The organism is Streptococcus mitis NCTC 12261 (assembly GCF_000148585.2).
Classification (GTDB): Bacteria; Bacillota; Bacilli; order Lactobacillales; family Streptococcaceae; genus Streptococcus; species Streptococcus mitis.
In genome coordinates, this window is the sequence record NZ_CP028414.1 from 16,842 (window position 1) to 30,949 (window position 14,108).

Sequence of the window (14,108 nt, forward strand, 5' to 3'; positions counted from 1 at the left end):
AGAGGTCTTGTGGGGCCTTAGCTCAGCTGGGAGAGCGCCTGCTTTGCACGCAGGAGGTCAGCGGTTCGATCCCGCTAGGCTCCATTGGTGAGAGATCACCAAGTAATGCACATTGAAAATTGAATATCTATATCAAATAGTAACAAGAAAATAAACCGAAAACGCTGTAGTATTAATAAGAGTTTATGACTGAAAGGTCAAAAAATAAGGTTAAGTTAATAAGGGCGCACGGTGGATGCCTTGGCACTAGGAGCCGAAGAAGGACGTGACAAACGACGATATGCCTTGGGTAGCTGTAAGTAAGCGATGATCCAGGGATTTCCGAATGGGGGAACCCAACAGGTACTACCTGTTACCCACATCTGTTAAGGATGTGAGGAGGAAGACGCAGTGAACTGAAACATCTAAGTAGCTGCAGGAAGAGAAAGCAAAAGCGATTGCCTTAGTAGCGGCGAGCGAAACGGCAGGAGGGCAAACCGAAGAGTTTACTCTTCGGGGTTGTAGGACTGCAATGTGGACTCAAAGATTATAGAAGAATGATTTGGGAAGATCAGCCAAAGAGAGTAATAGCCTCGTATTTAAAATAGTCTTTGTACCTAGCAGTATCCTGAGTACGGCGGGACACGTGAAATCCCGTCGGAATCTGGGAGGACCATCTCCCAACCCTAAATACTCCCTAGTGACCGATAGTGAACCAGTACCGTGAGGGAAAGGTGAAAAGCACCCCGGGAGGGGAGTGAAATAGAACCTGAAACCGTGTGCCTACAACAAGTTCGAGCCCGTTAATGGGTGAGAGCGTGCCTTTTGTAGAATGAACCGGCGAGTTACGTTATGATGCGAGGTTAAGTTGAAGAGACGGAGCCGTAGGGAAACCGAGTCTGAATAGGGCGGATTAGTATCATGACGTAGACCCGAAACCATGTGACCTACCCATGAGCAGGTTGAAGGTGCGGTAAGACGCACTGGAGGACCGAACCAGGGCACGTTGAAAAGTGCTTGGATGACTTGTGGGTAGCGGAGAAATTCCAAACGAACTTGGAGATAGCTGGTTCTCTCCGAAATAGCTTTAGGGCTAGCGTCGACATTAGAGATTCTTGGAGGTAGAGCACTGTTTGGGTGAGGGGTCCATCCCGGATTACCAATCTCAGATAAACTCCGAATGCCAATGAATTATGGTCGGCAGTCAGACTGCGAGTGCTAAGATCCGTAGTCGAAAGGGAAACAGCCCAGACCACCAGCTAAGGTCCCAAAATAATTGTTAAGTGGAAAAGGATGTGGGGTTGCACAGACAACTAGGATGTTAGCTTAGAAGCAGCTATTCATTCAAAGAGTGCGTAATAGCTCACTAGTCGAGTGACCCTGCGCCGAAAATGTACCGGGGCTAAAACAATTTACCGAAGCTGTGGATACCTTTATAGGTATGGTAGGAGAGCGTTCTATGTGTGAAGAAGGTGTACCGTGAGGAGTGCTGGAACGCATAGAAGTGAGAATGCCGGTATGAGTAGCGAAAGACAGGTGAGAATCCTGTCCACCGTAAGACTAAGGTTTCCAGGGGAAGGCTCGTCCGCCCTGGGTTAGTCGGGACCTAAGGAGAGACCGAAAGGTGTATCCGATGGACAACAGGTTGATATTCCTGTACTAGAGTATGTAGTGATGGAGGGACGCAGTAGGCTAACTAAAGCAGACGATTGGAAGTGTCTGTCTAAGCAGTGAGGTGTGATATGAGTCAAATGCTTATATCTGTAACATTGAGCTGTGATGGGGAGCGAAGTTTAGTAGCGAAGTTAGTGACGTCACACTGCCAAGAAAAGCTTCTAGCGTTTAAGCATACTCTACCCGTACCGCAAACCGACACAGGTAGTCGAGGCGAGTAGCCTCAGGTGAGCGAGAGAACTCTCGTTAAGGAACTCGGCAAAATGACCCCGTAACTTCGGGAGAAGGGGTGCTGACTTTAAGTCAGCCGCAGTGAATAGGCCCAAGCAACTGTTTATCAAAAACACAGCTCTCTGCTAAATCGTAAGATGATGTATAGGGGGTGACGCCTGCCCGGTGCTGGAAGGTTAAGAGGAGTGCTTAGCGTAAGCGAAGGTATGAATTGAAGCCCCAGTAAACGGCGGCCGTAACTATAACGGTCCTAAGGTAGCGAAATTCCTTGTCGGGTAAGTTCCGACCCGCACGAAAGGCGTAATGATTTGGGCACTGTCTCAACGAGAGACTCGGTGAAATTTTAGTACCTGTGAAGATGCAGGTTACCCGCGACAGGACGGAAAGACCCCATGGAGCTTTACTGCAGTTTGATATTGAGTGTCTGTACCACATGTACAGGATAGGTAGGAGTCTATGAGATCGGGACGCCAGTTTCGAAGGAGACGTTGTTGGGATACTACCCTTGTGTTATGGCCACTCTAACCCAGATAGGTGATCCCTATCGGAGACAGTGTCTGACGGGCAGTTTGACTGGGGCGGTCGCCTCCTAAAAGGTAACGGAGGCGCCCAAAGGTTCCCTCAGAATGGTTGGAAATCATTCGCAGAGTGTAAAGGTATAAGGGAGCTTGACTGCGAGAGCTACAACTCGAGCAGGGACGAAAGTCGGGCTTAGTGATCCGGTGGTTCCGTATGGAAGGGCCATCGCTCAACGGATAAAAGCTACCCTGGGGATAACAGGCTTATCTCCCCCAAGAGTTCACATCGACGGGGAGGTTTGGCACCTCGATGTCGGCTCGTCGCATCCTGGGGCTGTAGTCGGTCCCAAGGGTTGGGCTGTTCGCCCATTAAAGCGGCACGCGAGCTGGGTTCAGAACGTCGTGAGACAGTTCGGTCCCTATCCGTCGCGGGCGTAGGAAATTTGAGAGGATCTGCTCCTAGTACGAGAGGACCAGAGTGGACTTACCGCTGGTGTACCAGTTGTCTTGCCAAAGGCATCGCTGGGTAGCTATGTAGGGAAGGGATAAACGCTGAAAGCATCTAAGTGTGAAACCCACCTCAAGATGAGATTTCCCATGATTTTATATCAGTAAGAGCCCTGAGAGATGATCAGGTAGATAGGTTAGAAGTGGAAGTGTGGCGACACATGTAGCGGACTAATACTAATAGCTCGAGGACTTATCCAAAGTAACTGAGAATATGAAAGCGAACGGTTTTCTTGGTTTGAATAGATATTCAATTTTGAGTAGGTATTACTCAGAGTTAAGTGACGATAGCCTAGGAGATACACCTGTACCCATGCCGAACACAGAAGTTAAGCCCTAGAACGCCGGAAGTAGTTGGGGGTTGCCCCCTGTGAGATATGGAAGTCGCTTAGCTCTAATCCGCCATAGCTCAGTTGGTAGTAGCGCATGACTGTTAATCATGATGTCGTAGGTTCGAGTCCTACTGGCGGAGTAGTTAAGAAAAAAGAGGTTTAGGCCTCTTTTTTTTATAATTAATAATCTATTTAGTGTTATTTGGTGTGAGATATTTTTGCTGAGTAAAGTTTCAGAGCCCTCCGTTTTCGATCAAGGAGATCTTTTTAGTACTTTAATTGAGGGTAGCGAAGAGGCTAAACGTTGCGGACTGTAAATACGCTCCTTCGAGGGATTCGAATCCTTCCGCTTCCATTATCTTAGTTTTTGAAATTTAAGTAGTAAATTTGTTCCTATTCTGTCAACTTTTCCTATTTGTTATCTTTTTGAGGTTGGTATTTTAACAATTCAGGAATTATTAAAGATTAATTGAAATTTTTTGTTAGAATAAGGTCATAAAAAGAAAAGGAGTATATATTTATGCTACAAAGTATTTATGATCAGATGATGGATTTTTATAGAAATATTGAAGAAGAGTATGGTATGTTCTTGGGTGATAATTTTGATTGGGAACATGTTCATTTTAAGTTTTTGATTTATTATCTTGTCCGATATCGTATTGTGAGTCATCGGGATTTTATTGTTTACCATTATCGTGTTGCTTATCGTTTGTATCTTGAAAAATTGATAATGAAACAGGGTTTTGTTGCTTGATGAGACAGTATGAGTTAATTTCCGAACAACTTTTACTTTTTGTGGAAAAATAATGATAAATAGCCGGAATTTTTTCTAAAACATTTTTTAATAGTTGGAAATAGCAAATCTTTCTATTGTTTCTTCTTGATAAAAAGGCGATTTTTTCTTATAATAAATTGTAAGATATAATTGCAGGTGAGAGTCCTGCCATGTATGTGAGAAAGGAAGAGCCTGAGGGCTCAGACAAGATTATGACTTCAGTTGTTGTTGTAGGTACCCAATGGGGTGATGAAGGTAAAGGGAAGATTACAGACTTCCTTTCAGCGAATGCAGAAGTGATTGCGCGTTACCAAGGTGGTGATAATGCAGGTCACACGATTGTGATTGATGGCAAGAAGTTTAAATTGCACTTGATTCCATCTGGGATTTTCTTCCCTGAAAAAATCTCTGTTATTGGGAATGGTATGGTTGTAAATCCTAAATCTCTTGTAAAAGAGTTGAGCTATCTTCATGAGGAAGGTGTTACAACTGATAACTTGCGTATTTCTGATCGCGCGCATGTCATTTTGCCTTATCATATCGAGTTAGATCGTTTGCAAGAAGAAGCTAAGGGCGACAATAAGATTGGTACTACAATCAAGGGAATCGGTCCAGCTTATATGGACAAAGCTGCTCGTGTGGGAATTCGTATCGCGGATCTTTTGGATAAAGACATTTTCCGTGAGCGTTTAGAACGTAACCTTGCTGAAAAGAATCGTCTTTTTGAAAAATTGTATGACAGTAAAGCAATTGCTTTCGATGATATTTTTGAAGAATATTACGAATATGGTCAACAAATTAAGAAATATGTGACAGATACATCTGTTATTTTGAATGATGCGCTTGATAACGGTAAACGTGTGCTTTTTGAAGGTGCACAAGGTGTTATGCTAGATATAGACCAAGGTACGTATCCATTTGTTACGTCATCAAACCCTGTGGCTGGTGGTGTTACGATTGGTTCTGGTGTTGGTCCAAGTAAGATTGACAAGGTTGTAGGTTTATGTAAAGCCTATACGAGTCGAGTAGGAGACGGTCCTTTCCCAACTGAATTGTTTGATGAAGTGGGAGAACGTATCCGTGAAGTTGGTCATGAATATGGTACAACAACTGGTCGTCCACGTCGTGTGGGTTGGTTTGACTCAGTTGTGATGCGTCATAGTCGTCGTGTTTCTGGTATTACTAATCTTTCATTGAACTCTATCGATGTTTTGAGTGGTTTAGATACAGTGAAAATCTGTGTGGCCTATGATCTTGATGGTCAACGTATTGACTACTATCCAGCTAGTCTTGAGCAATTGAAACGTTGCAAGCCTATCTATGAAGAGTTGCCAGGTTGGTCAGAAGATATTACTGGAGTTCGTAATTTGGAAGATCTTCCTGAGAATGCGCGTAACTATGTTCGTCGTGTGAGTGAATTGGTTGGCGTTCGTATTTCTACTTTCTCAGTAGGTCCTGGTCGTGAACAAACAAATATTTTAGAAAGTGTTTGGTCCTAAGAGATTTTTAAGATTTGTTTAAGATAGGTCGGGTATACTATAGACAGTTACAAGAAGACCTCCTAACTTGTTGTAACAAATATCCTAAACTTTTCTTTTTCATAATAATCTCCCTATAAAGTCACCGCATTCGGTGGCTTTTTTTGTCTTGGGATTCATGATATAATAATAAAATCGATAAGTAGGAAAAGAGAAACGGATGAATTATACAGTTGAAGAAAAAGAAGTCTTTATGAGGGAAGCTTTGAGAGAGGCTGAGATTGCTCTTGAACACGATGAAATTCCAATTGGTTGTGTGATTGTCAAGGACGGAGAAATCATTGGCCGTGGGCATAATGCCCGTGAGGAGTTGCAACGAGCGGTTATGCATGCGGAGATTATGGCTATAGAGAATGCGAATCTGAGTGAGGAGAGCTGGCGCTTGCTTGATTGCACGCTTTTTGTGACCATTGAGCCGTGTGTCATGTGTAGTGGGGCGATTGGCCTCGCCCGTATTCCAAACGTGGTCTATGGGGCTAAAAACCAGAAATTTGGCGCTGCTGGGAGTTTGTACGATATCTTGACAGATGAGCGTCTCAATCATCGTGTGGAGGTTGAAACGGGAATTTTGGAAGATGAATGCGCAGCTATTATGCAGGACTTTTTTAGAAATAGACGGAAAAAATAATTTTGCTTTTAAAATGAATAGGAATGTGATATAATAAATAGTGGAGCAACAGTTCTGCGTGAAGCGGGTCAGGGGAGGAATCCAGCAGCCCTAAGCGATTTGAATTGTGTGCTCTTTTTTTCGTGCTTTTTCCGAATAAATAAGATAGAATAATCTAGAATAAATGATAATAGAAAAGAGAAAATGATGAAAATTCGTGGTTTTGAATTGGTTTCGACTTTTACAGATAAAAATTTATTGCCCAAGCGTGAGACAGCGCATGCGGCTGGTTACGATTTAAAGGTTGCTGTGCGTACAGTTATTGCGCCAGGAGAGATTGTATTGGTTCCGACAGGGGTTAAGGCTTATATGCAGCCGACTGAGGTTCTCTACCTTTATGATCGTTCTTCAAACCCTCGTAAGAAGGGCTTAGTTTTAATTAACTCGGTTGGGGTCATTGATGGGGATTATTATGGCAATACTGGGAATGAAGGGCATATTTTTGCTCAGATGAAGAATATTACAGATCAAGAAGTTGTTCTTGAAGTTGGGGAACGTGTGGTCCAGGCTGTCTTTGCTCCTTTCTTAATTGCAGATGGAGATATGGCTGATGGCGTTCGAACTGGTGGATTTGGATCGACCGGGCACTAGAATGAAGATTATCTTTGTACGTCACGGGGAGCCAGATTATCGTGAGTTAGAGGAGCGTTCTTATACGGGATTTGGGATAGATTTGGCCCCCTTGTCTGAGAAGGGACGGCAGCAAGCCCAGAAACTGAGCACCAATCCTTTACTCCCTTCAGCTGAAATAATCGTATCTTCTGCAGTCACAAGAGCTTTAGAAACGGCTTCTTATGTGGCTTGTGTTACTGGACTTCCTTTGAGAGTGGAACCATTATTGCATGAATGGCAGGTCTATGAAAGTGGCACAGATAATTTTGAAAAAGCTCGTGCTATATTTCTAGAAAATAATGGGGAGTTACTTCCTAATAGTCCTATTCAATATGAGACAGCTGCGAAGATGAAGTCTCGTTTTCTAGAATGCATGGCTAAGTATCGAGATTACCAGACCGTGATAGTGGTAACTCACAACATGCTCATGCGTCAGTTTGTGCCAAATGAGAAGATTGATTTTTGCCAAGTGATTGAGTGTGAGTTAGAGATATAGAAAGAGGTTTATCATCGCAAAGAAAAAAGCGACATTTGTATGTCAAAATTGTGGGTATAATTCACCTAAATATCTGGGGCGTTGCCCCAACTGTGGGTCTTGGTCTTCTTTTGTAGAAGAGGTTGAGGTTGCCGAGGTCAAGAATGCGCGTGTGTCCTTGACAGGTGAGAAAACCAAGCCCATGAAACTGGCTGAGGTGACTTCCATCAATGTCAATCGAACCAAGACGGAGATGGAGGAATTCAACCGTGTACTTGGAGGCGGAGTGGTACCGGGAAGTCTCGTCCTCATAGGTGGGGATCCTGGGATTGGGAAATCAACCCTTCTCCTACAAGTCTCAACTCAGCTGTCTCAAGTTGGGACTGTTCTCTACGTCAGTGGGGAGGAGTCTGCCCAGCAGATTAAGCTACGAGCAGAGCGCTTGGGTGATATTGATAGTGAGTTTTATCTTTATGCAGAGACCAATATGCAGAGTGTTCGAACTGAGGTGGAGCGCATCCAGCCAGACTTCCTCATCATCGACTCCATTCAGACTATTATGTCTCCTGAGATTTCAGGGGTGCAGGGGTCTGTTTCTCAAGTGCGTGAGGTGACAGCGGAACTTATGCAGCTGGCCAAAACAAATAACATTGCCATCTTTATCGTAGGACATGTGACCAAGGAGGGCACTCTAGCTGGTCCTCGTATGTTGGAGCATATGGTGGATACGGTGCTTTACTTTGAAGGGGAGCGTCACCATACCTTTCGTATTTTGAGAGCGGTCAAAAACCGGTTTGGCTCCACTAATGAGATTGGGATTTTTGAGATGCAGTCGGGTGGCTTGGTTGAAGTCCTCAATCCGAGTCAAGTTTTCCTAGAGGAGCGTTTGGATGGGGCGACTGGTTCGTCAATCGTTGTGACTATGGAAGGGACGCGTCCGATTTTGGCGGAGGTTCAGGCTTTGGTAACACCGACCATGTTTGGAAATGCCAAGCGTACGACGACAGGACTTGATTTTAATCGTGCGAGTTTGATTATGGCTGTTTTGGAAAAGCGTGCAGGTCTTCTCTTGCAAAATCAGGATGCCTATCTCAAATCTGCTGGCGGTGTTAAATTGGATGAACCTGCGATAGACTTAGCTGTTGCGGTTGCTATTGCTTCGAGTTATAAAGACAAGCCAACTAATCCTCAGGAATGTTTTGTAGGAGAACTTGGTTTGACGGGAGAGATTCGGCGCGTGAATCGTATCGAACAACGCATCAATGAAGCTGCTAAACTGGGATTTACTAAGATTTATGTACCTAAGAATTCTTTGACAGGAATCACTCCGCCTAAGGAAATTCAGGTCATTGGAGTAACAACGATTCAGGAAGTTTTGAAAAAGGTCTTTGCATAATCCGTGACAAATCCTTTTAAAAATGATAAGATAGGAGAAATATTTGACTATCAAATTTTCGAGGAGGGAATCGTGTCGTATTTTGAACAGTTTATGCAAGCCAATCAGGCTTATGTTGCCCTACATGGGCAGTTAAATCTGCCACTTAAACCCAAAACTAGAGTAGCCATTGTGACCTGTATGGACTCTCGTTTGCACGTTGCGCAAGCTCTAGGTTTGGCACTTGGGGATGCTCATATCTTGCGGAATGCAGGTGGTCGAGTGACAGAAGACATGATTCGTTCTCTGGTGATTTCCCAGCAACAAATGGGGACAAGAGAGATTGTGGTATTGCACCATACAGACTGTGGTGCTCAGACCTTTGAAAATGGCTCTTTTCAGGAGTATTTGAAGGAAGAATTGGGTGTCGATGTGTCAGACCAGGACTTCTTGCCCTTTCAAGATATAGAGGAGAGTGTACGTGAGGACATGCAACTCCTTATCGAGTCTCCCCTAATACCAGATGATGTCATTATCTCTGGTGCTATTTACGATGTGGATACAGGAAGTATGACAGTCGTAGAATTATAAATACTTCATTTAGAAAGAAAGTGTATGAAGAAAAACAGTATTTTATTTATTTTTATCTTATTGCTATGTATTGGTTTGCAGTATGAAACTATCTACTATACGGATGGTTCGATGTCAGGTGCGGAATATGGACTAATGGGAGTTTCTATCTTTCTAGCTCTCTTTTACATGATTCCGGTTCTTTATTTCCTTTTCCGTATTGGGAAAAAATGGGAATTGCCAAAGAACGCTTTGATTCTGTCTTTATTGGGTGGGATGTTCCTTTCAGGCTGGTTGTCTAGCTTTGCTAATACCTATATCCATGATTTATTGGAGTTTCTTTTCCCAGATAGTGCATTTTTAAATGCCTTTGAAAGTGCTATTGTGGCTCCTTTGGTAGAAGAACCGCTTAAATTATTGCCACTTGTCTTTGTTTTGGCTTTGATTCCTGTACGAAAATTAAAATCTTTGTTTTTACTTGGAATTGCTTCTGGTTTGGGATTTCAAATGATTGAGGATATTGGCTATATTCGTACGGATTTGCCAGAGGGCTTTGACTTTACTATTTCGAGAATTTTAGAGCGTATCATCTCAGGAATTGCCTCTCACTGGACTTTTTCAGGTCTGGCTGTAGTAGGTGTTTACTTGCTTTACAGAGCTTATAAAGGGCAGAAGGTTGGCAAGAAAGAGGGGCTTATTTTCCTAGGTTTAGCCTTGGGAACTCATTTCTTGTTTAATTCTCCTTTTGTTGAATTGGAGACAGAGTTGCCTTTAGCGATTCCAGTGGTTACGGCTATTACTCTCTATGGTTTTTATCAGGCTTATCGTTTTGTTGAGAAGCACAATGAGTTGATGAACTAGAATATTTTTTAAAAGAATGATGCAAGGGTACAAATATGGTGCCCTTCTTTTATTTTTGATTGAAAAATAGTGCAAAAAGCGCTACAATGGTAAATGGAAAAATCTTGTGAAAAGCACAAGCGATACATATATACCGGAGGAAATCATGTCTTTTTCTGATTTAAAGCTGTTTGCCCTTTCTTCTAATCAAGAATTGGCAAAACGTGTAGCGCAGGAGATTGGGATAGAGTTGGGGAAATCAAGTGTCCGCCAATTTTCAGATGGAGAGATTCAGGTCAACATCGAAGAATCAATCCGTGGGAAACACGTCTTTATCCTACAATCAACTAGTTCGCCTGTAAATGACAATCTGCTTGAAATTTTGATTATGGTAGATGCTTTGAAGCGTGCGAGTGCAGAATCTGTCAATGTTGTCATGCCTTACTATGGATATGCACGTCAGGATAGAAAGGCGAGAGCGCGTGAGCCAATCACTTCAAAACTTGTTGCAAATATGCTTGAAGTAGCTGGAGTGGATCGTTTATTGACCATCGACTTGCATGCTGCGCAGATTCAAGGATTCTTTGATATTCCTGTGGATCATTTGATGGGAGCTCCTCTGATTGCGGATTATTTTGAGCGTCGTGGTATGGTTGGTTCTGACTATGTGGTTGTCAGCCCAGACCATGGAGGTGTGACTCGTGCCCGTAAGTTGGCAGAATTTTTGAAAACATCTATTGCTATTATTGACAAACGTCGTAGCGTTGATAAGATGAATACCAGTGAAGTCATGAACATCATCGGTAAGGTAGAAGGCAAGACTTGTATCTTGATTGATGATATGATTGATACTGCTGGAACGATTTGTCATGCGGCAGATGCCCTTGCAGAAGCTGGTGCTGTTGAAGTCTATGCGAGCTGTACGCACCCAGTTCTATCTGGTCCAGCTATGGACAATATCCAAAATTCAGCTATTAAGAAATTGGTTGTTTTGGATACCATCTATCTGCCAGAAGAGCGTTTGATCGATAAGATTGAGCAAATTTCAATCGCTCATCTCCTAGGTGATGCTATTGTACGTATCCATGAAAAACGCCCACTTTCTCCACTTTTCAGTATTGAGAAAAAGATTTAATGACCAAGCCTGAGATGATTCTCAGGTTTTTTCATCTCTTTTCCGAATAAATAGATAGAGCCAGAGAATCTAGAAAACCTAGATTTAAAACTGTGGTATAATAAAAGGAGGAAGAGGATGATTCTCAGACATCCGGGCATCAGTCCGACCAATGATTTGGTTGCTAAGAAAATCTTTAGCAATCCAGAAATCACTTGTCAATTTATTCGCGATATGTTGGATTTACCAGCCAAAAAATGTACCATTTTTGGAAGGGAGCAAATATCATGTCTTGCCATCCCTGACCTTACTCGGCTCAGGATTTCTATACCAGTATAGACGTCTTGGCGGAGTTGGATAATGGTACGCAAGTAATTATTGAAATTCAAGTTCATCATCAGAATTTTTTCATCAATCGCCTGTGGGCTTACCTGTGCAGTCAGGTCAATCAAAACCTAGAAAAAATTCGTCAACGAGAAGGTGATACACACCAGAGTTACAAACACATCGCACCAGTTTATGCTATTGCTATTGTGGACAGCAACTACTTCTCAGATGACTTGGCTTTTCATAGCTTTAGTATGCGCGAGAACACGACAGGTGAGGTCTTAACCATCACAAATAACGGTCAAGAACACCATCTAGTCAAGATGGCGTTCTTGGAATTAAAAAAATACAGAGAAACCAGCAAAGATAGCATTCGTAAGCCATGGTTGGAGTTTTTCGGTAACAAACCCTTTACCCAAGAACCCGAGCGAGCCATCAGCCAGGCAGACCAACTGCTGGACTACAAGAGCTGGTCCGAGGAGGACAGGAAAATGTTTAGTCAACTACGTATGCGCGAAGAACAAGCCTTGTTAGCACAGGACTATGCCCTGGAAACAGCTAGAGCAGAGGGGCTGGAACAAGGTATTGAACAAGGTTTAGAGCGTGGTCGTGCAGAGGGAATTGAAAAGGGGCGAGAAGAAGGTCTTGAACAAGGACTGGAGCGTGGGAAATTCTTTGCCTTCTTAGATATGGTTCGCCAAGGTCTTTTGCCTTCTGAAGTTGCTAGCGAGCAATTAGGCATGACTGTCTCTGAGTTTGAGGCACTATTGAAAGATTAAGACCATCACAAATAACGGTCATGAAAACCATCTAGTCAAGATAGCATTCTTGGAATTAAAAAATACAGAGAAACCAGCAAAGACGAGGTTCGCAAGCCCTGGTTGGAGTTTTTTGGGAACAAACCCTTTACCCAACAACCAGAGCGAGCCATCAGCCAAGCAGACCAACTGCTAGACTATAAGAGCTGGTCCGAGGAGGACAGGAAAATGTTTAGTCAACTACGTATGCGAGAAGAACAAGCCTTGTTAGCACAGGACTATGCTTTGGAAACAGCTAGGGCGGAAGGTATTGAACAAGGTTTAGAACGTGGGAAAGTTGAAGGAAGAGTCTTTGCTTTCTTAGATATGGTTCGCCAAGGTCTCCTGACTTCCGAGGTTGCCGGCCAGCAGTTGGGCATGACGGTCGCTGAGTTTGAGGCCTTGCTATAAGGTCACATTTTAAATAGTAGAAAGTTGATGAAATGGCAAGTTCTTATCAAAAAACTTGCCATTTTTACTTGACATTTAGAAGTGTTTATAAGATAATACCATAGACGTGAGTTCTGTCCAACTGTCTATGTGGATTAGATATGAATGATTATACTCAAGGGTCAAAAGTTTGTGAGATTTTCACTTGAATCTAGGATGTTTTAAGCGTATTCACTCTCAAAAAGTTGTTTTTTTCACCTTTTTTTCTAAAAATGGGTAAAAACTTTAAAAACTAGAAGAAAACCCTTGACAAATCCTGCAAATATTTATATACTGTATGGTAGTAAGATAGTCTTACGAAAAAATATATAATGAAAAATGAAGGAGATAAAACGATGAAAAAAGTTTTATTGACAAGCGCAGTCGCTCTTGCAGCATTTGGTGCTGTACAAGCAGTTTCAGCTGATTCACAAGCACAATACAGTAATGGTGTAGTACCAGAGGCTAACCAATATAAACCAGCAACTCCAGTTACAAACCCATACGCTGTAAGAAATCGTATCGGTAAAGATGGTAAAGTTTTACCAGATGTATTTGGAAATGGTACTCATGTTCGTGTACATGTTAAAGATATCCAAGGGAACCCTGTAGCAGGTGCTAAAGTAGCTGCTTTGGTATACGCAACAGTAGAAGACTTTGACAACTACAAAAAACCAGCTTTGATTGAAGCAGTTACTGATGCAGCAGGTGATGTTGAGTTTCCTCTTGCAAACGGTGGTTATGTAGTTTACCGTATTGATGAAGCTCCAAAAGGTTACTTTGTTCCTGCTAAACTTACAGTAGGTACTCTACTTGATGCAGAAGAAGTTGTACGTGAAGGTTCAGACATGTTCGTTACTGGTGAATTAGTAATTGAAAAAACTGATACTTACAATGTAGCTAAAGAAGAATGGGTACAAGAAGAAACTGGTTGGAAATACTATGCATCTAACAAAGCTGTAACTGGTTGGAAACAAGTTGACGGTAAATGGTTCTTCTTTAACGCTGAAGGCGTAATGCAAAAATGGTGGGTTAAAGATGGAAACACTTGGTACTACCTAAACGGAAACGGTGAAATGCAAACTGGTTGGTTGCAAGACGGTGGTAAATGGTACTACCTTGAAACATCAGGTGCTATGAAAGCTAGCCAATGGTTTGAAGTTGGTGGTAAATGGTACTACGTTGACGGTTCAGGTGCCCTTGCAGTTAACACTACTGTGGGTGGATACACTGTTAACGGAAACGGTGAATGGGTTAAATAATCTAGCTCAATAAAAAAGCAGGAGATTTCTTCTGCTTTTTATTTTTTCCATAAAAAGTTCAGTTTTTCTTAGAAATTTTTGTAAAA

Annotated in this window: 10 protein-coding genes, 2 tRNA genes, 2 rRNA genes, 1 other RNA gene and 2 pseudogenes; all 17 read left to right on the forward strand. The window is 42.6% G+C overall.

Features of this window, described 5'->3' with window-relative positions:
- Nucleotides 1-11: 11 nt before the first annotated feature.
- Nucleotides 12-84, forward strand: a tRNA-Ala gene (locus SM12261_RS00080).
- Nucleotides 85-208: 124 nt separating this feature from the next.
- Nucleotides 209-3,110, forward strand: a 23S ribosomal RNA gene (locus SM12261_RS00085).
- Nucleotides 3,111-3,186: 76 nt separating this feature from the next.
- Nucleotides 3,187-3,302, forward strand: a 5S ribosomal RNA gene (gene rrf, locus SM12261_RS00090).
- A gap of 5 nt (nt 3,303-3,307) precedes the next feature.
- Nucleotides 3,308-3,381 (forward strand) — tRNA-Asn (locus SM12261_RS00095).
- Between the two features lie 380 nt (nt 3,382-3,761).
- Entirely contained in the window at nt 3,762-3,995 is a 234-nt protein-coding gene (comW, locus tag SM12261_RS00100; protein ID WP_000941923.1) for a sigma(X)-activator ComW, read from the forward strand.
- 233 nt (nt 3,996-4,228) lie between these two features.
- Nucleotides 4,229-5,515, forward strand: coding sequence for an adenylosuccinate synthase (locus tag SM12261_RS00105; RefSeq protein ID WP_025169748.1), 1,287 nt, complete (start codon nt 4,229-4,231; stop codon nt 5,513-5,515).
- 199 nt (nt 5,516-5,714) lie between these two features.
- Entirely contained in the window at nt 5,715-6,182 is a 468-nt protein-coding gene (gene tadA / locus SM12261_RS00110; protein ID WP_001110112.1) for a tRNA adenosine(34) deaminase TadA, read from the forward strand.
- Between the two features lie 32 nt (nt 6,183-6,214).
- Nucleotides 6,215-6,312, forward strand: an RNA gene (gene ffs, locus SM12261_RS00115) — signal recognition particle sRNA small type.
- A gap of 56 nt (nt 6,313-6,368) precedes the next feature.
- Entirely contained in the window at nt 6,369-6,812 is a 444-nt protein-coding gene (locus SM12261_RS00120; protein WP_000702005.1) for a dUTP diphosphatase, read from the forward strand.
- On the forward strand, nt 6,772-7,329 hold the full coding sequence (locus SM12261_RS00125) for a histidine phosphatase family protein (protein ID WP_000863561.1): 558 nt from the start codon (nt 6,772-6,774) through the stop codon (nt 7,327-7,329). The genes SM12261_RS00120 and SM12261_RS00125 overlap by 41 nt, the downstream gene beginning before the upstream one ends.
- A 13-nt stretch (nt 7,330-7,342) precedes the next feature.
- Complete coding sequence (gene radA, locus SM12261_RS00130; protein WP_078228442.1) at nt 7,343-8,704, forward strand: DNA repair protein RadA; 1,362 nt, start codon at nt 7,343-7,345, stop codon at nt 8,702-8,704.
- 72 nt (nt 8,705-8,776) lie between these two features.
- Nucleotides 8,777-9,274: a beta-class carbonic anhydrase gene (locus SM12261_RS00135; RefSeq protein WP_004236873.1), complete on the forward strand. Its 498-nt coding sequence runs from the start codon at nt 8,777-8,779 to the stop codon at nt 9,272-9,274.
- 24 nt (nt 9,275-9,298) lie between these two features.
- A complete protein-coding gene (locus SM12261_RS00140; protein ID WP_000742256.1) occupies nt 9,299-10,114 on the forward strand; it encodes a PrsW family intramembrane metalloprotease in 816 nt (271 codons plus the stop codon).
- 145 nt (nt 10,115-10,259) lie between these two features.
- A complete protein-coding gene (locus tag SM12261_RS00145; protein WP_000010168.1) occupies nt 10,260-11,228 on the forward strand; it encodes a ribose-phosphate diphosphokinase in 969 nt (322 codons plus the stop codon).
- A 117-nt stretch (nt 11,229-11,345) separates the two neighbouring features.
- Nucleotides 11,346-12,313, forward strand: a pseudogene (locus SM12261_RS00150) (Rpn family recombination-promoting nuclease/putative transposase).
- A pseudogene (locus SM12261_RS00160) lies at nt 12,306-12,742 on the forward strand (Rpn family recombination-promoting nuclease/putative transposase); the annotation flags it as partial. The pseudogenes SM12261_RS00150 and SM12261_RS00160, both read left to right, overlap by 8 nt.
- Before the next feature lie 374 nt (nt 12,743-13,116).
- The gene (locus SM12261_RS09725; protein WP_000757030.1) at nt 13,117-14,022 is read left to right on the forward strand and encodes an N-acetylmuramoyl-L-alanine amidase family protein; all 906 of its coding nucleotides are present in this window, start codon (nt 13,117-13,119) and stop codon (nt 14,020-14,022) included.
- Nucleotides 14,023-14,108: the final 86 nt, after the last annotated feature.

Excerpts from the sequence above, each read along its gene's own strand:
- SM12261_RS00125 (WP_000863561.1), top strand. The coding sequence starts at position 6,772 with ATGGCGTTCGAACTGGTGGATTTGGATCGACCGGGCACTAGAATGAAG.
- SM12261_RS00140 (WP_000742256.1), top strand. The coding sequence starts at position 9,299 with ATGAAGAAAAACAGTATTTTATTTATTTTTATCTTATTGCTATGTATT.
- SM12261_RS00145 (WP_000010168.1), top strand. The coding sequence starts at position 10,260 with ATGTCTTTTTCTGATTTAAAGCTGTTTGCCCTTTCTTCTAATCAAGAA.
- SM12261_RS00105 (WP_025169748.1), top strand. The coding sequence starts at position 4,229 with ATGACTTCAGTTGTTGTTGTAGGTACCCAATGGGGTGATGAAGGTAAA.
- SM12261_RS09725 (WP_000757030.1), top strand. The coding sequence starts at position 13,117 with ATGAAAAAAGTTTTATTGACAAGCGCAGTCGCTCTTGCAGCATTTGGT.
- SM12261_RS00120 (WP_000702005.1), top strand. The coding sequence starts at position 6,369 with ATGAAAATTCGTGGTTTTGAATTGGTTTCGACTTTTACAGATAAAAAT.
- comW (WP_000941923.1), top strand. The coding sequence starts at position 3,762 with ATGCTACAAAGTATTTATGATCAGATGATGGATTTTTATAGAAATATT.
- tadA (WP_001110112.1), top strand. The coding sequence starts at position 5,715 with ATGAATTATACAGTTGAAGAAAAAGAAGTCTTTATGAGGGAAGCTTTG.